This window comes from Leuconostoc sp. C5 (assembly GCF_056530425.1).
On record NZ_CP134351.1, the window covers coordinates 557,504 to 578,098 of the forward strand.

Sequence of the window (20,595 nt, forward strand, 5' to 3'; positions counted from 1 at the left end):
TACACAATCTTTACATAAAAGCGTTTTGACATTTACATAAGTTTAAGATAATAAATATGTAGTAGTAAATCTTGGGAGGCATTAACATGTCGAAATCATATCGCGGTTCAATCGTATTCACGATTGTAGCCGTGGCAGTTGCTGCAGCGCTTGGAACAGCGTATGCAATGCGCGATAAAAGTGCGTCAAATACGTCGATCACTGCAGTTGGGTCAACGGCTTTACAACCGCTGGTTGAAGCTGCTGGCGAGGAATACGCTAAAGACAATCTTGGTACCTTCATCAACGTTCAAGGCGGTGGAACAGGTACAGGGTTAAGTCAGGTGTCGCAAGGCGCTGTTGACATTGGTAATTCTGATGTATTTGCTGAAGAAAAAGACGGTATTGATGCCAAAGAGTTGGTAGATCATCAAGTCGCAGTTGTCGGCATTGCGCCACTATTGAACAAACACAATGGTGTCAAAAATTTGACAACTAAACAACTCATTGCTGTTTTTACTGGAAAGGTAACGAATTGGAAAGAGGTTGGTGGTAATGATCAAAAAATTGTCATCATTAACCGTGCGGCCGGATCAGGGACACGAGCCACTTTTGAACAGTGGGGATTGAATAGCGCACAAAGTACTGAGGCACAGGAACAGGATTCTTCAGGAATGGTTCGTTCAATTGTCAGCACGACACCGGGGGCTATCTCATATGCAGCCTTTGGTTATATTGATGACAGTGTGGTAGCGGCTAAAGTTAATGGTGTAAAACCTACTAAACAGAATGTCGTTTCTGGAAAATATGCTATTTGGTCATATGAACATGTTTACACCAAAGGAAAACCATCCGAACCCGTAGCTAAGTTTTTAAAGTATTTAACTTCCAAAAAGGTTCAATCAACACTTGTATCGAAACTAGGATACATATCAATTCATGACATGAAGATTAGTCGTGACGTAAATGGTCAAGTGACTAGAAAATAAACATATTTCTTGTTCGAAAATATCATATTTCGACATGCACCTTGGAGAAAAAATGGATAACATTACAAAAAAACTTATGCAGAGATCTGAATCCACGCATAAGGACACGTTTGGCCGTGCTGTTAGTTTAACGGCATTAGCCTTGATTGGTATTGTGGTCGTGGCAATTTTCGCCTTTGTTCTGAGTCGCGGACTTTCAACATTCTTTAGAGATGGCGTTAATGTTAAAGACTTTCTATTTGGAACAACTTGGAATCCGTCTGTAACCAACCCGGCAACAAAGCAGCCTTATATTGGTGCATTACCAATGATCATTGGTTCATTTTTAGTAACCTTTTTAGCTGCGGTAGTTGCTACGCCATTTGCGATTGGAACATCTTTGTTTATGACTGAAATAGCGCAAAAACGCGGGGCAAAAATTATGCAACCAATTATTGAATTGCTGGTTGGTATTCCCTCAGTTGTCTATGGGTTCATTGGTTTAACTGTCGTCGTTCCTTTTATACGAAATATAACTGGTGGCTCTGGTTTTGGTATTTTATCTGGAACAATAGTTTTGTTTGTTATGATATTACCAACTATCACCTCGATGACCGTGGACACATTAAAATCAGTTCCGCGTTATTACCGAGAATCTGCTTTAGCAATTGGTGCTACACGTTGGCAAATGATTTATAAAGTTGTTTTGCGTTCAGCAACACCTGGTATTATGACAGCGATTGTGTTTGGCATGGCACGTGCATTTGGTGAAGCGCTAGCTGTTCAAATGGTTATTGGTAATGCTGCATTAATGCCTACAGGCTTAACTACTCCAGCATCTACCTTAACGTCTGTTTTGACCATGGGTATCGGAAACACGGTTATGGGCTCACTACAAAATGATGTCTTGTGGACTCTGGCAATGATTCTGTTACTGATGTCATTGGTATTTAATTTGATTGTTCGTGCAATTGGACGTAGAGGAGCGATGAAATAATGAATGCAAAAACTGCTGATAAAATTGCAACAGGCGTTATTTACGCTATTTCTGGCATTGTCGCTTTAATTTTGTTTGCGATGCTAGCTTTTATTCTTGTACAAGGCGTACCACATTTATCATGGCACTTCTTAACTTCTCCAGCACGTGCATTTGAAGCAGGCGGTGGTATTGGAATACAACTTTTTAATTCTTTCTACTTGTTAATTTTAGCCATGTTGATTAGCTTTCCCATTGCGTTGGGTGCAGCAATTTATCTTAATGAATATGCGCAAAAAAATCATTTTACAGCAATTATACGTACAGCTATCGAAATATTAAGTTCTTTGCCTTCTGTTGTTGTTGGTTTGTTTGGATTCTTACTTTTTGTTGTACAATTTAAATTAGGTTTTTCTATTTTGTCTGGTGCAATTGCATTAACATTGTTTAATCTACCTCTTTTGACACGTTCAATCGAAACGAGTTTAGCACAAATTCCTGATTTACAGCGTGAAGCAGGTGCGGCACTTGGCTTGTCACGATGGGAAACGGTTTTGCATGTTATTTTGCCTGCAGCCGTTCCATCAATTGTGACGGGTGTTGTTCTATCGGCTGGACGAGTATTTGGTGAAGCTGCAGCCTTAATTTATACTGCAGGACAATCTGCTCCAGCTTTGAATTTTGCCGACTGGAATCCATTTAACATTTCGAGCCCTTTGAATCCAATGCGACCAGCAGAGACACTAGCTGTACATATTTGGAAAATTAATTCTGAAGGTATTATGCCTGATGTTAGTGCCGTGTCAGCAGGAGCTTCTGCTGTTTTGATTATTGTTGTGTTGCTATTCAACTTTAGCGCACGAAAATTAGGTATGAAGCTTTACAAGAAGTTAACGAGTGCGTGAGGCCATTATGATAAATTCAAATACAGATCTTAAACCAGCTAGTGAGTTCATTAGAGAAAATGCACCAGAGCGGTTTATTTATAAAATGGATACCGAAAAACATGAAATTGCTCTGTCCACACATGACTTGCAAGTGTTTTATGGTGATAATCTTGCCTTGAGCGAAGGCGACCTGCAGTTTGAGCGTTATAAAATTACGAGCTTGGTTGGCGCTTCAGGATCCGGGAAATCAACATTTTTACGTTCACTAAACCGTATGAATGATGGTGTTGCTACCGTTAATGGGAACATTATGTATCGCGGTTTGGACATTAATACCAAGAAAATTGATGTTTATGAAATGCGTCGACATATCGGCATGGTATTTCAACGTCCCAATCCTTTTGCTAAGTCAATTTATGACAATATAACTTTTGCACTAACTAGCCGAGGTAATTACACTAAGCAGCAACTAGATGAAGTAGTTGAAACCAGCTTGAAACAAGCTGCTTTATGGGATCAAGTTAAGGATGAACTAAATAAATCCGCATTAGCATTATCCGGTGGTCAAGCACAGCGATTGGTGATCGCTCGTGCGTTGGCATTGAAGCCTGATATTTTGTTGTTAGATGAGCCTTCGAGTGCGCTAGATCCTATATCATCCGCTCAGGTTGAAGACACGCTACTTAAATTAAAAGATCAATATACAATTATTATTGTTACTCACAACATGCAACAGGCAGCCCGAATTAGTGACTATACAGCATTCTTTCATATGGGCAAGGTCATTGAATACGATCTAACACGAAAAATATTTACGCGACCAAAAGTAGCACTTACAAACGATTACATATCAGGTAACTTTGGATGACAGATAATAAAGAAAAAACAATTTTATCAACCCGCGATGTACATCTTTGGTACGGTAAAAAAGAGGCGTTGCATGGTATTGACTTAGATTTTCCAGAGAAGGGCATTACTGCGTTAATCGGCCCTTCGGGATCAGGAAAGTCAACATACTTACGTGCAATTAATCGTATGCATGATTTAGAAGATAATGTGACGGTGACAGGGTCTTTCAAATTCAAAGATACGGATATTTATGCACCCACAACCGATACGGTTGACCTACGCAAACGTATTGGGATGGTCTTTCAACAGCCTAATCCATTTCCGTTTTCAACTTATGAAAATGTGGCATTTGGCTTGCGACTTGCTGGGGTCAAAGATAAAGCTGTTTTGGATGAAGCGGTAGAAAAAGCTTTGAAGCAATCTTCTGTTTGGGATGAAGTGAAAGATAATTTGCACAAGTCAGCTCTTGGATTATCCGGTGGTCAACAGCAACGTGTCTCCATTGCACGTGTTTTGGCTACATCCCCAGAACTTTTATTGTTAGACGAACCTACATCTGCGTTAGATCCAGTGTCTAGTCACAACATTGAAGAAACTTTGTTAAAATTGCGCGACGATTATGCAATGATTATTGTGACACATTCGATGTCACAAGCATCACGAATTTCTGATCGTACTGCATTTTTCTTGAGTGGTGACTTAATTGAAGTTGATGAGACAAAGCATATCTTCTTGGATCCAGCAAAAAAAGAAACACAAGATTACGTTTCAGGTCGTTTTGGCTAATTTACACAATTTGGATACAGAACAGTTATAATATAATAAAGTTAAAGGAGGTTTCACTATGCGTCGATTATTTGATGAAGAATTAGCAGATTTAGATAGCTCATTTACAGAAATGGGTATGCTGGTTTCACAAACTATTCAAAAAGCTGTGCAATCATTCGTGGACCACGATCGTGAAGGGGCTCGTAAGATCCTAGAAAACGACCACCAAATTAATGAGCGCGAGGCAGCTATTGAAAAGAAAACTTTCGAAATGATAGCTTTGTATCAGCCAGTAACCACTGATTTACGTGAAATTGTTACTATCTTAAAGGCTGTATCAGTGCTTGAACGTATGGGAGACCAAGCACGTAATATTGCAAATTCAACAATACGTGTTAAAGGCACGAAGCACATTGCTAGTGTTGAACAAGAACTGGGCGAAATGGGCGAGATGGTTGCTACTATGGTTTCAGAGGTCATGGATTACTATGTGAAAAATGATGCTCTTGGTGCTGAAGCGATTGCTGATAAAAACAGTGTGCTTACGCAAAGTGCTGCTAAAGTTCGAACAGATTCTGTTAATGGTATGAAAGAGGACGCCGAATTGGTAGACTCAGCAGCAGATTACTTAGTAATTGCAGGATACTTGAAGCGAATTGGTGATTACACGACAGATATTGCTGAGTGGATCGTGTACAAGAGAACAGGAAAAATTATTGAATTAAATCCTGGCTATAATTTCTTTATATAAAATTTGTTTAGTTAAAAGGCACGACAACTATGTCATGCCTTTTAATTTGCTATTAATTTGAGAAAAAAATAAAGTTTTGAATCATAGTTATAGCAAAACGATTCCCACCACAATGAATAGGACTAGAAAAATCATATTGAGTAGGGTAAAGGTTTTGAAGAATTGAAAGTTTGAACGATTTTGCGAATAGCCAGCGTATTGCCTTAAGGCCAGTAAGTTAGCTAAGGAGGCAATAATAGTGCCTAGACCACCAACGCTGACACCTAAAAATAATGCATAGACATGGTTTGTGAATTTGGATAATAATACAGCAGCAGGGACATTACTAATCAATTGACTTGTGACGATAGCCGATATAAAAGTTGATAAAGCATTATTTGTATGGTTAGTGATCAGCCCGCTAACAAAGTTAATACGACTAATCGCGCCAACAATTATGAAAAAATTAATGAACGTCAGTATGACTGCATAATCAACGCGTTTAAATATTTTTTTACTAAGCGTCAACCCACTTAGGAGGCTAATAAGCAGAGATATGATTACAGGAATGACTGATAGTATACCCAATAACACCACTATACTTGCTAGTAGTAGCCACACTGTTTTTGTTCGGTTTATGGATATTATATTTGAACTTTGTTTTTCAATCTGTTTATTTTTAATAAACAAAACAGAGAAAAGCAAAGTGATCAGTGAGATTAAACCAAAAGGAATGCTCATTCCTAAAAAATCAATGACACTTAACTTATAAAAAGAAACAATATATATGTTTTGTGGATTACCAAAAGGTGTGAATGAACTGCCAAGGTTAGCGTAGATGGTTAACAAGCTAATAGCGAATATTTTAGGAAATGGGATGCGTTTACTAATATTAAAGAAAATTGGGATAAGCGTCAGGATAGCTACATCGTTTGTAAATAACATCGAACCAAAGAACGAACAGAGTAAAAGTACTAGAAAAACTAAGCGTGTAGAATGGCACTTTGAAACGATGTAATTGGCAATAAATTTTAAAATTCCTAAATCTTGATAGATGGCAATAATAATTAACAAGGATGATAAGGAAATAATGGTTTTAAAGTCGATGTCTGTTGATTTCACCTGACCAAAGCATAAAGATAAGATGGACAATATGAGCGTTATGAAAAATGTTTTATCAGTTAAAATGCGTTTCAATGTGTTAATCATAGATTATTGTGCCCCGATGTAACAAGGGAATAAGTTAGTCGTTTCATAAGGAGTTCTCCGTATGCTTTCAAATGATGTCGTTATTTCATGCCACTGCTAGTTTTACGTCATCACAATATGATAGTCAAAAAGTGGATTGATAGCACGACTAATTACAATAGTACCAAATCTGCAAGAGCATAAACACAGTTAGGCTAAATTTAATTAAATACTAAGTATCACAGATGATTATTAGACAACAAAGTAAGTAAGTATTTTGGATAGTTACTTTCAAGTACATTTGACAAACTATCTAGGATATTTGTTATAATGGAATTATTGAAAGCTTACCATATCAATATGGTAAACGTTTTCAAAAATTATAAGTAATGGAGAATTTAATGCGATTTATTGTTCGTTTAGCGATAAACATGCTGACCTTTCTACTTTTATCAATGATTTTTCCATCAGGATTTAGAGTAGATAGCTGGGGTGCAGCTTTGTTGGCAGCATTTGTATTATCGATATTGAATGCTATCATTAAACCAATTTTAACAATTTTAACGTTACCATTAACGATTTTGACATTTGGCTTTTTTGCTATTGTTGTTAATGCAATGTTATTGGAAGTGACTGCTGATCTTGTTGGCGGATTTGAATTTTCAAGTTTTGGCTGGGCAATGATTATTGCACTTATTGTTTCCATTATTAACACGTTTTTGACAAAAGATTTGCATGTGCAAGTAGAAAGACATTAAAATGGCACAAAATTCAGTAACAGTAAAACAATTAGTAGAAAATACCCGACTAAAGATTGTTGCCGGTGAACAGTATCTAGACCGAGAAATTACTACTGCAGATATTTCTCGCCCTGGATTAGAAATGACAGGTTATTTCAATTACTATGCGCCAGAAAGAATTCAGTTGCTTGGTATTACTGAAACATCGTTTTCTGAGCGTATGAGTCATGATGAATTACTATTAGTATTTCGTCGCATGGCGGATGAAAAAACGCCGGCATTCGTTATTTCAACTGGATTACCAATAAGTGATGAATTAAATCAAGCAGCTGATGAAGCACATATTCCGATTTTGTCATCAACCTTAACATCCTCACGAATTTTATCCAACATGACATATTATTTGGGTGGTGAACTCGCGCCACGTAAAAATGTGCACGGTGTTTTGATTGATGTTCATGGATTAGGCGTTTTAATTACTGGCGACGCGGGAATTGGTAAGACAGAATCAGCCTTGGAATTAATTCAACAAGGGAAAGCACGTTTGGTCGCTGATGATCGTGTCGATATTTATCAAGAAGATGAAGAGAGGCTGATTGGAGAGCCAAACGGTGTATTACGTAATATGATGGAAGTGCGTGGTGTCGGAATAATTGATGTTCAGCAAGTTTATGGTGCTGTATCTGTTCGATCACATGCTACAATTGCGTTAAACATCCATTTATCTAATGGTAAAATTGGTGAAGCTAATTTTGACCGCTTAGGTGACGATAATGACTCCTTAGAAATTTTGGGTGTTAAGATTAAGCGAATGGTTGTGCCGGTGACGCCTGGTAGAAATACTGCAAGTGTGATTGATGCAGCCTCGGTCAAGTTCCGTACGGCGAATATGGGCATTGATGCGCTGAAAACATTGGAAGAGCGTATGACTGCTGAAATGGAAAAGAATGAAAAAATTGATGCAGGGGACGAAAAAAATGACTAAAATAGCCGTATTGGGCGGTGGCTCTTGGGGCACTGCGTTGGCAAACGTTGCTGCAGAAAATAATAATGATGTGCGTCTGTGGACACGTACTGCGACACAAGCGGATGAAATAAACAGTCAACATACCAATCAAAAGTATTTGCCAGACGCAAAGTTATCATCTGAGTTAATGGCAACCAGTAACATGGCCTTGGCAGTGATGGATGCTGAAATTGTTTTGACAGTTGTTCCTACTAAAGTTGTACGAGAAGTTGCACGTCAGCTAGCTGACGTTTTAAATAAGCAAGATCATCAGGTGATTTTGGCGCATGCTACTAAAGGACTAGAGCAAGTAACCTATAAGCGTGTGTCGGAAATGCTTGCCGAAGAAGTACCTGCAAAGTACCGTTCCACGTTGGCAATGATTTCTGGCCCATCGCATGCAGAAGATGTTATCAAGCATGACTTGACATCTGTATCGATTGCTTCTGAAAATGAAGAGGCTGCCAAATTACTACAGCAGGTATTTGCCAATAGTTCATTTAGACCTTATACGAATCATGATTTGTTAGGATCAGAACTGGCAGCGGCTTTAAAGAATATTATCGCCATCGGATCAGGTGCGTTAATAGGATTAGGTTATGGCGCTAATGCACAGGCTGCTTTGCTGACACGTGGTTTATCGGAAATGCGCGCCCTAGGTCAAGCAATGGGCGCCCAACCAGAAACGTTTTTAGGACTTGCAGGCATTGGTGATTTGATTGTTACTGGCATGTCACCAAACTCCAGAAATTACCGTGCTGGGAAACAGTTAGGTGAAGGAAAGAGTTTGCAAGAGATTCAAGATGACATGGGCATGGTTATTGAGGGTGTTAGCACTACAAAAGCAGTATATGAATTTTCGCAACATCATCATGTGGAAATGCCTATAACAGCCGGTATTTATCGCATATTATATGAAAATGAGCCATTACGCGATGTAATTAGCGACCTAATGAGTCGTCCGTTGCGCAGTGAAGATTAGAAAAAATAAAGAGGAAAAAATCATGAAACCAGTACGTAAAGCTATTATTCCAGCAGCAGGATTGGGCACACGTTTTTTGCCAGCAACTAAGGCATTAGCTAAAGAAATGTTGCCAATCGTTGACACACCAACGATTGAATACATCGTGCGTGAAGCGATTGAATCTGGCATTGAAGATATCGTTATTGTTGATGGTAAATCAAAGCGTTCCATCGAGGATCATTTTGATTCTAACCCAGAATTAGAGAATAATTTACGTGAAAAAGGAAAGGATGAATTATTAAAGCTTGTCGAGGAAACAACAGATATTAATATGTATTTCATCCGTCAATCACATCCCAAGGGTCTCGGTGATGCTGTACTGACTGCTAAAGCGTTTATCGGTGACGAACCGTTTGTTGTTTTGCTGGGTGATGACTTGATGCAAGATGAAGTACCGTTGACAAAACAATTGATCCAACGTTATGAGGAAACTGGTGAATCAACGTTAGCTGTTATGAAAGTACCTCACGATCAAGTATCAGAATACGGTGTAATAGATCCAGCCGCGCAAGTTGATAAAGGTGGACTATATCGTGTAAAGAGCTTCGTTGAAAAGCCAAAGCCTGAAGATGCACCTTCAGACCTAGCGATTATTGGCCGGTACCTTTTGACACCTGAAATTTTCGAGGAACTAGAAAATACAAAACCTGGTAAAGGAAATGAAATTCAATTGACTGATGCTATTGATTCATTGAACAACCGTCAACACGTATATGCTCATGAATTTAAGGGTAGCCGTTATGATATTGGTTCAAAAATTGGCTTCTTGGAAACAAACATTGAATTTGGTTTAAAGCATCCGCAAACAAAAGATGCATTACGTGCTTATATTAAAGAATTGGCATCAAAGTTGTAATTTAAAAACAGGAGAAATACTTCCTGTTTTTTAAATAAGATGGTTATGCTCGACAAGGGGTACATAATCGAGTACAATTAGTGTTAACAAAAAGTAAGTAAAGGGGTAAAATATGTCAGAAGAACTCAAGGAATATGATGTGGTCGTTATTGGGGCTGGACCAGCGGGAATGACTGCAGCCACATATGCTTCAAGAGCTAATTTATCAGTATTAATGTTGGATCGTGGTATTTATGGCGGCCAAATGAATAATACAGCTGAGGTGGAAAATTACCCTGGGTTTGATTCGATTTTGGGACCAGATTTAGCTGAAAAGATGTATTCTTCGTCAACACAATTTGGTGCTGAATATGGTTTTGGATCAGTAGAAAGTATTGAAGTTGAAGATTATAGAAAAATAATTCACACAGACATGGGGACTTATGCTGCTAAAGCGATAATTATCGCAACTGGGTCAGAGCATATCCACTTAGATGTAACGGGTGAAGATAAGTATCAGGGTCGTGGTGTAAGTTATTGTGCGGTGTGTGATGGTGCATTTTTCCGAGACGAGGATGTTCTGGTTATTGGTGGTGGTGATTCGGCTATTGAAGAAGGTTTATACCTAACTAATTTAGCAAAATCAGTGACAGTACTTCATCGTCGTGACAAATTGCGTGCACAACAAATTATCCAAAATCGTGCATTTGATAACTCTAAAATGAAATTTGAGTGGCATACCGAAGTGGTGGCGATTACTGGTGACGATGACAAAGTTACAGGTGTTGACGTTATCAATAACCAGACAAATGAAAAGCGTCATATTGATGCTTCAGGTGTGTTCATTTACGTAGGATTAAAGGCAAATACGCAAGGCTTTGAAAATCTCAATATTACTGATCCAGAAGGATGGATTGTAACAGACGATAAGATGCAAACGAGTATTCCCGGTGTTTTTGCTGTCGGCGATGTTCGTGTAAAAGATTTGAGGCAAATAACTACTGCTGTCGGTGATGGTAGTTTGGCTGGTCAGGGTGTATACGATTATATAAGCAGTTTGCCCGCTACTGAAAAGATTGCAGAATAAGCTAAAAAAAACGATGACTCTTGGTCATCGTTTTTTTTATTTTAATTATTTAACGATTTCACAGAATTCTACGATAACGCCATCAGGTCCTTGAAGATTAAAGAACTTGATTCCTTTATCCCAAAATGGTAAATGTTGTACTTCTGAATCAATCAGAGTGAAGCCTTCAGCCTTAGCGGCATCAAAAGCGGCATCAGCATCAGTAGTGTCCATTGAAATATGGTTAATAGCTCCTGGCTTACCAGCAACTTCGTCACCGCTCCATGTTTCGATCACTAGATTTTCACGTTGCATAAAGATGACATTTCCGGCAGGAAAATCACCAGTCTTTTTAAAACCTAATTTGGTCCAAAATGCTTCAGATTGTTCTAGTGAAGATGATGGAATACCAACGTGTTGTAAACCTGAGTAATAATCAGCAAAAGCCATAATTTTTTCCTCCAAAATTAATATTTTTCATACCAAACAATGAGTTTATCTTATTCACCAACATCAACAGCTTGGTGATCTAAATTACGAAATACTAGTTTGTCAGCAATTCCAGTTATTCCGCCTTGGAAAAGAAAGGCGAAGAGCGTTCCTAAGCCAAAATTATACAGATTTGGGAAAGTAATAATAAACGCAATAATGGCAAAAATTGTTGGTGGAATGTATGAGGCCCACATTGCTTTGAAAGCAGAACCCTTAAAATACTTAAAACGCAAAATTTGCATCAAATCATCTGCTGGATGCAAAACCAAATTCACACGTTGATATATTGAAATAGCAGTACCAATAAGGGCAACTCCTACGAAGTTAATCACGATGTACAAAATGACCATTGGCAATGACTTTGCATCAGGCATAATTTGATTAAAAATGTTTGAAAACCATTGAATGAAAATTGAAAAAGGTAGCATGAATATAAAGTTACCTAAAATTCTTTTCCAATCAAGCTTCTTCATCAAAAATGCATTTAAGAAGGAGATTAACATACCAAGAACTAGAAAAGCCCAGAATAATGCTAGAGAATTATTTCCTAGAATCGCGTGACCTAAGTTAGCTTCTGCTGCTGTCCAGTATGCAGAACCAAGAAAGGCAGGGTGAATATGATCAGAGGTAACTAATGTTAAGACATTACCCATGGCATTGATAACTAGCGAAATAGTAAAGTAGGTAATCGACAAACTCATTGAAATAGTTCTAGAGCTTTTCGTCTTTGTCTCGTTTTGAGTCATAATTATGCCTCTTCGCCGCCAACCTTCACAACAGCCTTAGATACGACACCTAACTTACCGTTAACAAAGTCGTCAACAGTCTTATAGTCTAATTCGTGTGACATCAATGCTTCAACATTCAACTTACCAGATGATAGCAGAGCCAGTGAATCTTCAAAGGCGTTAGGGTTGATAAATGAACCTTGAATAGTTAACTGCTTTTGGAATACTTCATAAGTGTTCATTTGGAACTTGGCGTCAGGACCACCAACACCAAACATCAATACTTGAGCGCCACGAGCTGATGCTTCAATAGCAGCTTCTTGTGTTTGTGGTAGACCAACGGCTTCAATAATGACATCATATTCACCTTCAGGGATCTTGTCACCCTTCATTGTGTTGTACGTGTTCTTTACGCCAAACTTTTCTTTGTTCATTGCCAACTTTTCGTCAACAATACCAGCTAAGTCAACTTGGTGAATACCATATGCTTGCAAGATTTGAACGAATAATTCGCCCATGAATCCATCACCAATTACCAAAGCCTTTTGGTAAGGGGTAACCTTCAACAATTGAATACCGTGAACGGCACATGAAATTGGTTCAACAACAGCAGCTGACTTTAATGAAACGTTATCAGGAATTGGATAAACAACAGATGCAGGTGCAGTGAAGAATTCTTCAAAGCCACCATCACGTGTCACACCAACAGCTGACAAGTTTTCGCATAATTCAGGGCGTGCAGTACGGCAGTACTTGCATTGTCCACAATAAATGTTAGGGTCAACAGTTACGCGGTCACCAACTTTAACGTTAGTAACAGCAGAACCGATTTCTGCAACAACACCTGAGTTCTCATGACCAAGAACGATTGGAGGAACAGCATCAGCTGAACCTGGCAAACCAGCGTATAGTGCGTGATCAGTTCCACAAATACCAGCAAACGCTGTGTGAATCAAAACTTCATTTGGCAAAACCTTTGGACGGTCAATGTCCTTTACTTCTAATTTCTTAGTTCCGGTTAGAACAAGTGCTTCCATGATTAATTCTCCTTTTTTGTGACAAAAGTAACTTACGGTGACTATGCTAAACCTTTGGCATTATAAAGTCAAGTCTCAGGCCAAATTAATTTTCGATTATAAGGCTGTTGGTGTGATAAAATAATATAAGACTATGGAGGTATGTAATGGTTGCAAAATTAAGTGATGTCGCAGCGCTAGCTGGTGTTTCTGTGACAACAGTATCACGTGTTATTAACAGCTATGGTTCTTTGAGCCAAAAAACAATTGATAAGGTCCATGCTGCAATGCGTGAACTACATTATCAACCAAATGCAATGGCACGTTCATTACAAGGTAAATCATCACAATTTATAGGTTTGATTCTACCTAATATGGAAAACCCATTTTTTACTGCACTAGCCAATGAAATCGAACAGTTATTGTTCTTAAAAGGTTATAAAGTTATTATTGCAGCATCAGCAAATAATGTTGAAAAAGAGCAGCAATACTTGCAAATGCTCGCTGCTAATCAAGTTGAAGGTATAATAACTTCTTCACACAATCTAGATATTGAAGAGTACCAGAATACTTATTTACCGATTGTCTCTTATGATCGATATCTATCAGATGATATTCCTATCGTTTCTGAAGACAATGAGGAAGGAGGCTATCTTGCTGGTAAGTACTTGCTTTCAACAGGTGCTCGACGCCTATTAATACTGAGCGATGATGATGGCTCGAAATCACCTACACATATTCGCTATGATGGTTTTTTGAGAGCGACAAAAGACTCTTCAGCCAAGGTGTTCCAAGAAAACTTTAACTTGGAAGGGTTTGCTTCCAAAGAAGATCTCGATAAAATGATTAACTACGTTATAAAAGACGATATTGATGGTGTTTTTGCTTACAATGATGTTGGTGCAATTCAATTACAAAACGCACTTAGAAAAATCGGCAAACGTGTTCCAGAAGATGTAAAAATTATAGGTTACGATGGTACACCAATCGTTCGTCAGCTACACCCTGATTTGCCAACAGTCGTACAACCAGTGAAGCAGGCGGCGAAAGTTTTGATTGACGTATTGTTTGCGGTGATAGAAAATCCTGGAGAAAAGCCACAAAATAATGAATTACTTGGTGTTGAGTTATTTCAACCCGAGTAATAAGTGATCTTGTCGCGCTTTTTTCAAAATAATATGACATTTTGGAGGGGAAATGTTTATAAATATATTAGCAACGATGCCAGAGTGGATTACCCATTTAATTGGAAGCGACACTGAATTTTCTATATCAACTTTCATTGTGATGTTTTTACTAATCTTTGTTGAAACGGCAGGTATTCTAACAGGATTTATTCCTGGAGATGCTATTTTGATTACAGTCGGAGGCTTGGCAGGGACACATCACAATATTTTTGAATTGGGGCTAGTTATTTTAGTTTTTGCCGTTGCGTCCTTTTTGGGGGATGGTGTTAATTACTGGTTTGGCGCCTATATTACAAAGCAATTTGGTAAAATTCCAATTATTAAAAAACATGTACATGGTGAGTTAGTTGAACAAATCGCAGGCAATTTTCATCCAAAACGCTGGTTGTTATTTATTGTCTTGGGACGTTTTTTACCTTTTATTCGTGTTGCGGTACCACTATTAGCTCACCGTTTAGGGTTAGCATTTTTAAATTACTTACGGATGTCAGCCTTTGCTAGTTTTCTGTGGTCACTAGTCATGGTTTCAATAGGTTATTTTATTGGTCATCTTGAAATTCCAAGACGAATTTCAATTGCCTTAATCATTATAATGGCTGTAGTATTTATAGTGATTTTACGCAGTCCTAAATGTCGGCAACGCATTATTCAATTGTTTATTCGAAAATAAATTTGTTATAATTTAAGAAATTACGAAAGAAGAAGGTAAATCATGAGTTATAAAGAAGCACTTACAAAATGGCAAGAAGCGACTTTACCAGATTATTTGGCTGCTGATTTAGAAAAATACACACCAGACCAGCAGGAAGACGCTTTTTATCAAAATCTAAGTTTTGGTACAGCTGGAATGCGCGGTGTATTGGGTGCAGGGACAAACCGCATGAATGTTTTCACAGTTCGTCAAGTAACTGAAGCTTTGGCGCGTTACATTGATGAGCAAGGATCAGATGCAAAAAAGCGTGGCGTAGCAATCAGTTTTGATTCGCGTCATTTTTCGCCTGAATTTGCTTCAAATGCGGCACAAGTATTGTCGGCACACGGAATTAAGAGTTTCCTTTTTAGTTCGTTGCGTCCAACACCAGAATTGTCATTTACTGTACGTGAATTACACGCTTTCGCCGGCATTATGATCACTGCATCACATAATCCTAAAGAATATAACGGTTACAAGGTTTATGGAGAAGATGGCGGTCAAATGGTTCCAGAAGCAGTTGATGCTGTGGTTAATGAACTGTCGAACATTACTGATATTTTTAATATCGCATTAGACGAAGACAACAAAAATGTACAAATTATTGATGATGAAATTGATAATAAATATTTGAAGAAGATGGAAACAGTGACGGTTAACGCTGACCTTGTTGCCAAAGAGGGTGCTTCGCTAAAGTTTGTTTATTCACCGCTACACGGAACAGGGCAATACATTGGTGAAAAAGCATTGCAGCAGGCAGGTTTCACAAATTACACAATTGTAAAAGAACAAGCTGTTATTGATGGTGATTTTCCAACGGTTAAAAAACCTAATCCGGAAGATGCTGCCGCGTTATCATTAGCTATTGAATATGCTAAGCGTGATGGGGCAGATGCTGTTGTAGCAACAGATCCTGACGCTGATCGTATGGGGGCTGCTGTTAAACTAGCGGATGGTACATTCCAAATTTTGACAGGAAATCAAATTGCCGCTGTGTTGGTTAACTACTTATTAACAGCTAAAAAAGACACAAACACTTTGCCAACTAATGGGTCGATTGTGACATCAATTGTATCGTCACGCTTTGCGTCAAAGGTTGCTGAAAGCTTTGGTGTTGAAACAGCTGATGTGTTAACTGGGTTTAAATATATTGCAGCTACGATTGATCAATTTGAGGAAACAAAATCCAATACATTTTTGTTTGGTTTTGAAGAAAGTTTTGGCTACTTGGTCAAGCCATTCTCTCATGATAAAGATGCCATTCAAGCATTGGTATTATTTGCAGAGGTAGCTGCATACTACAAGTCACAAGGGAAGACTTTCGCAGATGGATTGTATGAATTATTTGAGAAATTTGGATACTTTGAAGAGAAAACAATTAGCTTAGATTTCCCAGGAATTCATGGCAATGATGAAATGGCGGCAATTATAGCTGGCTTTCGTGATAACCAACCCGCTGAAATTGGCGGAGTAAAAGTTGCACGCGTGCAAGACTTTTCAACCTCAGTCGAAATAAACAAAGATGGATCAACGGCTAAGTTATCTCAACCAAAAGCAAATGTGTTAAAGTATTGGTTGGATGATGGTTCTTGGGTGGCCTTACGACCATCAGGCACAGAACCTAAGCTAAAGTTCTACATTGGGGTTGAATCTGAGTCACAACAAGAATCACAAGCTAAAATTGATATTATTTCCGCCGATTTAATGAAGTGCGCAAAATAATACTAGACATAAAAATTATAATTTGCTATAATTACTGTTGGCTATCAAAGCCCACATTAACGATAATCCGCTGTGCGTTTAGCCTAAGGGCAAGTGTATGATTGTCGATCAGGAGAATGACCAATGCGTCAAAATACTATTTTAGAAAACGTTACATCAGCACAATTACGTACTGACATTCCTGCTTTCCGTGCAGGAGACACTGTTAAGGTGTATGCCAAGATCGTTGAAGGTTCACGTGAACGTGTTCAGTTGTTTGAAGGTGTTGTTATTAAGCGCAAGGGCGCTGGCATCCAAGCAACTTATACAGTTCGTAAGATTTCTTCAGGTGTTGGTGTGGAACGTACATTCCCATTACACTCACCACGTGTTGAAAAGATTGAAGTTACTCGCTTTGGTCAAGTACGCCGTGCAAAGTTGTACTACTTGCGTGCTTTGCAAGGTAAGGCAGCTCGTATTAAAGAACGTCGCCGCGACGTTTAAGGTATGTAAAAGGTATTTCTTCGGAGATGCCTTTTTTTGTTAATTATTCCTTAAAAAGTTATTTACTTCACTAAATATTATGTCATTGTCGCGTAATACTTTTGTCAAAATCCAGACACATTATTACGAATGAATTAGTCTATAATAGACATATACTCAAATAACATTTGAGTTTCATTACTTCCCCCAGTAATGCATCAATCAGCTCCCCCAATTGTTGATTGATACACCGATAACTTATGTTATCAACCCCCTGACCAACCCCCCTCTTCGGTCAGGGGTTTTTTGTTTGCAAAAAAGTATCGAAATGTAATAAAAAACCGCTAACGCTGTCGTTAACGGTTTTTTATTATTTAAAAGGGGACTGTGAGTTTTCTGTAGATGTTGGCACATTAAATGGATCAATTTCTTCACCAGATAAAGCACTTAACCCAGAACTTTCTTCTGTAGGCATGACGGTTTCATCAAACTTAAAAGCTAACAAGGAGTCTGTGATAGACTGTTCACGTGAAATATCGTCGTTATCGCGTACTTCCACAACGGTAGCTTTTTCTGTTGTAGCATGTGTTCGATCTAAGAAAGAATCTCGTGCAGCTGCACGTTGCCTAAGATCATCAACATTAACTGTTTCAGATAGGTCAGTGATTACTTCAAAAGAAACGCCTTCGTTTTTCTTCAAATACTTGAAATTGGCTTCTGCAATGGCACCAGTTTGTACTTCAAGCTGTTGTGCTAAAAAGCCGGCCTCTAAACTAAAATCAGCATTTTTATTTAACGCAAGACGTTGTCGCACTAAATCGCCAGTTAATTCCCAACGTTGGTTCTTGCTATTTTGTGATTTAATTTCTAAATCACCAAAGGCAGCGTTGGCAAAAAACTCTTTTACTGTCGACAGTGTGTCAGTTGGAAACTGACGTGCAATTTCTTTACCGGCCCAGTATAAAATATGCGGATAGTCTTCTTGAAGTAAATTCTTTAAGAGACCGTCCCGTAGCAAACTGAGTGCAAAACTGTTTACTTGAAAGTTTGTTTGTAAAATTTTATCGTAATCGTTGATATCCATGGTTGACGAAAATCCTTTCATTTCATTATACACAAAATTAGTGCTCAAATGCTTGCATTTTTTATTATCCTCGTCATAATTAATTATATGATAAAAAATAATCCTATTGGGCTAGTTGACTCTGGTATTGGTGGCCTAACTGTTGTCAAAGAATCCCAGAAGCAATTACCGAACGAACAATTAATTTATATTGGTGATACGGCACGTATGCCATATGGACCGCGCTCCGAAAAAGAAGTTATTGACTATACTTTTCAAATGGCTCATTATCTGGTAAATGAACAAAATATCAAAATGTTGGTCATTGCTTGTAATACTGCCACTGCTAGAGCTTTATCACAATTACGAGAACAATTATGTATTCCAGTCATTGGTGTCATTCAACCAGGCGCAGAAGCGGCCGTTTCAATTAGTCAAAATAAAAAAATTGGATTGATTGCAACTCAAGGCACTGTCGAATCGCAAGTCTACAATGAAAAAATGTTAGCAATTGACAATAATGTTCAGATTACTTCGCAAGCTGAGCCTGAATTTGTTACTTTAGTGGAAAATAATCTCTATCAGAGCGATGAAGCCCGCGAGGTAATTGCCCATCATTTGAGTGCCTTCAAAGAGGCAAATATTGACACGCTAATCTTGGGGTGTACTCATTTTCCATTACTGACGCCTTTTATTCAAGAAGCAGTCGGATCGGATGTTACACTAGTTGATTCTGGCGCCAAGACGGTTGCGGTGATGAAACAATATTTGGATGAACTCGACATTCATTCAGAAGTGAAACACAATCATAGCGATGATATTTATAACACGACAGGTGATAAACTAAAATTCAAAACGATTGCTAGTAGTTGGTTAGCACGAAATCATGAGTTAGATGTGCGCCACCTTAATATTGTTGGGGACCATTTGGAGGAAGAAAAGTGAAGCTAATTATAGCGAGCAATAATGCTCATAAAATAACTGAAATTGAAGCCTTACTGGCGTCAATAAGTATTGACTTACCTGTCGTTTCACTTCAAGAAATAGGGTATGTTCCCGAAATTGTTGAAGATGGGACAACATTTGAAGAAAACGCTGTGAAGAAAGTTGAAACGATTGCTAAAGTTGCCCCTAATGATTACATTTTGGCTGATGACTCTGGTATGTCAGTGGATGCTTTAAATGGTGAACCTGGAGTTTATTCAGCACGCTATGCTGGCGATCACGATGATCAAGCAAATATTGATAAAGTTTTGCAAAAGTTAGCTAAGGTTCCTAACGAGCAGCGAACAGCACACTTCAATAGCGTTATCGCTTTACATAGTCCTAAGGGATCAAACCTAATAGTTAACGGACAAGTAGATGGCTATATAACAGAAAGTGAACGCGGACAAGATGGATTTGGATATGATCCAATATTTTTTGTACCCAGCATGAACAAAACCTTTGCAGAAATGTCTGCAAGTGAAAAAAATACAATTAGTCATCGTGGTTTAGCACTGCAAGAACTCGGTAAAAAATTACCAGTTTGGTTGAAAGGAGAATAATGGTTAAATTTTTAATTGTTTCAGATATACACAGTGATCGAAAAATTTTAGTAGATATTTTGGCTCAGTGGCGAGATAAAGTTGATGGCATTTTTTACAATGGTGATTCTGAATTGAACGCTGATGATGACATTTTTGAGGGTGTTTCTACGGTAATCGGTAACATGGACGATGATCCTGATTTTGCTGAAGCACGTTCAACGGTTATTGATGGTATAACTTTTTTTCAAACCCACGGTCACCTTTACAATGCGACGGCAATATTAAAATGGGCTAATTTGGATTCGATGAACGAAGCTGCAAATGATGCCCATGCACAAGTTGTTTTGTTTGGTCATACACACAAAGAAGGGGCTGTTTCATATGATCATAAGTTATTTATCAATCCAGGTTCAACAACCCTGCCAAAGGGGTCACGTGCGGACCTTGGTGGAACTTATGCGGTTCTAGAAGTAACAGATGATAAGTATATCGTAACGTTTTACACACGTCAGCATCAGGCCGTTCCTGATTTAACTGTGACAGTAAATCGATAAAATTTTTTAAAACATAAAAACTCCTTTTGTTATAATTTACTTATAAGCTTAAGGAGTTTTTATTACGTCATATTAAACAGTATGATGTTCAAAAACATAACCACATCATCGAACGTGTATAATATAGGACTAGCT

23 protein-coding genes are annotated in these 20,595 nt (G+C 38.2%); 18 read left to right on the forward strand and 5 right to left on the reverse strand.

The window, feature by feature from the left end; translation table 11 throughout:
* The first annotated feature begins 86 nt into the window (after window positions 1-86).
* The 6 genes from RHP56_RS02905 to phoU are packed head-to-tail and all read left to right on the forward strand — an operon-like array spanning window position 87 to window position 5,178.
* Complete coding sequence (locus tag RHP56_RS02905; RefSeq protein WP_102753139.1) at window positions 87-968, forward strand: phosphate ABC transporter substrate-binding protein PstS family protein; 882 nt, start codon at window positions 87-89, stop codon at window positions 966-968.
* 52 nt (window positions 969-1,020) lie between these two features.
* The gene (gene pstC / locus RHP56_RS02910) at window positions 1,021-1,944 is read left to right on the forward strand and encodes a phosphate ABC transporter permease subunit PstC (protein ID WP_011679411.1); all 924 of its coding nucleotides are present in this window, start codon (window positions 1,021-1,023) and stop codon (window positions 1,942-1,944) included.
* Complete coding sequence (gene pstA / locus RHP56_RS02915; RefSeq protein WP_010291776.1) at window positions 1,944-2,828, forward strand: phosphate ABC transporter permease PstA; 885 nt, start codon at window positions 1,944-1,946, stop codon at window positions 2,826-2,828. Before pstC ends, pstA begins: the two co-directional genes overlap by 1 nt.
* Before the next feature lie 7 nt (window positions 2,829-2,835).
* Window positions 2,836-3,678: a phosphate ABC transporter ATP-binding protein PstB gene (gene pstB, locus RHP56_RS02920; RefSeq protein ID WP_011679412.1), complete on the forward strand. Its 843-nt coding sequence runs from the start codon at window positions 2,836-2,838 to the stop codon at window positions 3,676-3,678.
* A complete protein-coding gene (gene pstB / locus RHP56_RS02925; protein WP_011679413.1) occupies window positions 3,675-4,445 on the forward strand; it encodes a phosphate ABC transporter ATP-binding protein PstB in 771 nt (256 codons plus the stop codon). The genes pstB (RHP56_RS02920) and pstB (RHP56_RS02925) overlap by 4 nt, the downstream gene beginning before the upstream one ends.
* Before the next feature lie 58 nt (window positions 4,446-4,503).
* The gene (phoU, locus tag RHP56_RS02930; RefSeq protein WP_004164468.1) at window positions 4,504-5,178 is read left to right on the forward strand and encodes a phosphate signaling complex protein PhoU; all 675 of its coding nucleotides are present in this window, start codon (window positions 4,504-4,506) and stop codon (window positions 5,176-5,178) included.
* Between the two features lie 87 nt (window positions 5,179-5,265).
* Here the strand turns inward: phoU and RHP56_RS02935 are convergent, their stop codons facing one another.
* On the reverse strand, window positions 5,266-6,366 hold the full coding sequence (locus RHP56_RS02935; RefSeq protein WP_011679414.1) for an SLC13 family permease: 1,101 nt from the start codon (window positions 6,364-6,366) through the stop codon (window positions 5,266-5,268).
* Window positions 6,367-6,746: 380 nt separating this feature from the next.
* On the opposite strand from RHP56_RS02935, the gene RHP56_RS02940 reads away from it, so the two are divergent.
* The 5 genes from RHP56_RS02940 (at window position 6,747) to trxB (ending at window position 11,037) form a co-directional block, all read left to right on the forward strand.
* The gene (locus RHP56_RS02940; protein WP_004164465.1) at window positions 6,747-7,103 is read left to right on the forward strand and encodes a phage holin family protein; all 357 of its coding nucleotides are present in this window, start codon (window positions 6,747-6,749) and stop codon (window positions 7,101-7,103) included.
* A 1-nt stretch (window position 7,104) separates the two neighbouring features.
* Window positions 7,105-8,070, forward strand: a complete 966-nt coding sequence (hprK, locus tag RHP56_RS02945; RefSeq protein ID WP_004164464.1) for an HPr(Ser) kinase/phosphatase — start codon at window positions 7,105-7,107, stop codon at window positions 8,068-8,070.
* Entirely contained in the window at window positions 8,063-9,073 is a 1,011-nt protein-coding gene (locus tag RHP56_RS02950; protein WP_011679415.1) for an NAD(P)H-dependent glycerol-3-phosphate dehydrogenase, read from the forward strand. Before hprK ends, RHP56_RS02950 begins: the two co-directional genes overlap by 8 nt.
* Window positions 9,074-9,095: 22 nt before the next feature.
* Window positions 9,096-9,971, forward strand: coding sequence for a UTP--glucose-1-phosphate uridylyltransferase GalU (galU, locus tag RHP56_RS02955; RefSeq protein WP_010285820.1), 876 nt, complete (start codon window positions 9,096-9,098; stop codon window positions 9,969-9,971).
* 112 nt (window positions 9,972-10,083) lie between these two features.
* The gene (trxB, locus tag RHP56_RS02960) at window positions 10,084-11,037 is read left to right on the forward strand and encodes a thioredoxin-disulfide reductase (protein WP_011679416.1); all 954 of its coding nucleotides are present in this window, start codon (window positions 10,084-10,086) and stop codon (window positions 11,035-11,037) included.
* A gap of 45 nt (window positions 11,038-11,082) precedes the next feature.
* Here the strand turns inward: trxB and RHP56_RS02965 are convergent, their stop codons facing one another.
* The 3 genes from RHP56_RS02965 to RHP56_RS02975 are packed head-to-tail and all read right to left on the reverse strand — an operon-like array spanning window position 11,083 to window position 13,273.
* Window positions 11,083-11,466 (reverse strand): VOC family protein, encoded by a 384-nt coding sequence (locus RHP56_RS02965; protein WP_011679417.1) that lies wholly within the window; start codon window positions 11,464-11,466, stop codon window positions 11,083-11,085.
* A 50-nt stretch (window positions 11,467-11,516) separates the two neighbouring features.
* A complete protein-coding gene (locus tag RHP56_RS02970) occupies window positions 11,517-12,254 on the reverse strand; it encodes a DUF6198 family protein (RefSeq protein ID WP_011679418.1) in 738 nt (245 codons plus the stop codon).
* A 2-nt stretch (window positions 12,255-12,256) separates the two neighbouring features.
* A complete protein-coding gene (locus RHP56_RS02975; RefSeq protein WP_011679419.1) occupies window positions 12,257-13,273 on the reverse strand; it encodes a zinc-dependent alcohol dehydrogenase family protein in 1,017 nt (338 codons plus the stop codon).
* Window positions 13,274-13,419: 146 nt separating this feature from the next.
* Here RHP56_RS02975 and RHP56_RS02980 point away from each other — a divergent pair, with 146 nt between their 5' ends.
* From RHP56_RS02980 to rplS, 4 genes are all read left to right on the forward strand, one after another.
* Window positions 13,420-14,397 carry a LacI family DNA-binding transcriptional regulator gene (locus tag RHP56_RS02980; protein WP_014324433.1) on the forward strand — a complete coding sequence of 326 codons (978 nt, stop codon included), beginning with the start codon at window positions 13,420-13,422 and terminating at the stop codon, window positions 14,395-14,397.
* A gap of 52 nt (window positions 14,398-14,449) precedes the next feature.
* Entirely contained in the window at window positions 14,450-15,109 is a 660-nt protein-coding gene (locus RHP56_RS02985) for a DedA family protein (protein WP_011679421.1), read from the forward strand.
* A 42-nt stretch (window positions 15,110-15,151) separates the two neighbouring features.
* Entirely contained in the window at window positions 15,152-16,852 is a 1,701-nt protein-coding gene (locus RHP56_RS02990; RefSeq protein ID WP_462794727.1) for a phospho-sugar mutase, read from the forward strand.
* 123 nt (window positions 16,853-16,975) lie between these two features.
* A complete protein-coding gene (rplS, locus tag RHP56_RS02995) occupies window positions 16,976-17,335 on the forward strand; it encodes a 50S ribosomal protein L19 (RefSeq protein ID WP_004164446.1) in 360 nt (119 codons plus the stop codon).
* 349 nt (window positions 17,336-17,684) lie between these two features.
* On the opposite strand, the gene RHP56_RS03000 is transcribed toward rplS, so the two are convergent.
* Window positions 17,685-18,398: a YslB family protein gene (locus tag RHP56_RS03000; RefSeq protein WP_011679423.1), complete on the reverse strand. Its 714-nt coding sequence runs from the start codon at window positions 18,396-18,398 to the stop codon at window positions 17,685-17,687.
* Window positions 18,399-18,446: 48 nt separating this feature from the next.
* On the opposite strand from RHP56_RS03000, the gene racE reads away from it, so the two are divergent.
* The 3 genes from racE to RHP56_RS03015 are packed head-to-tail and all read left to right on the forward strand — an operon-like array spanning window position 18,447 to window position 20,460.
* The gene (racE, locus tag RHP56_RS03005) at window positions 18,447-19,322 is read left to right on the forward strand and encodes a glutamate racemase (RefSeq protein WP_011679424.1); all 876 of its coding nucleotides are present in this window, start codon (window positions 18,447-18,449) and stop codon (window positions 19,320-19,322) included.
* Window positions 19,319-19,924, forward strand: coding sequence for an XTP/dITP diphosphatase (locus RHP56_RS03010; RefSeq protein WP_102753141.1), 606 nt, complete (start codon window positions 19,319-19,321; stop codon window positions 19,922-19,924). The genes racE and RHP56_RS03010 overlap by 4 nt, the downstream gene beginning before the upstream one ends.
* Complete coding sequence (locus tag RHP56_RS03015) at window positions 19,924-20,460, forward strand: YfcE family phosphodiesterase (RefSeq protein WP_050884007.1); 537 nt, start codon at window positions 19,924-19,926, stop codon at window positions 20,458-20,460. The genes RHP56_RS03010 and RHP56_RS03015 overlap by 1 nt, the downstream gene beginning before the upstream one ends.
* Window positions 20,461-20,595: the final 135 nt, after the last annotated feature.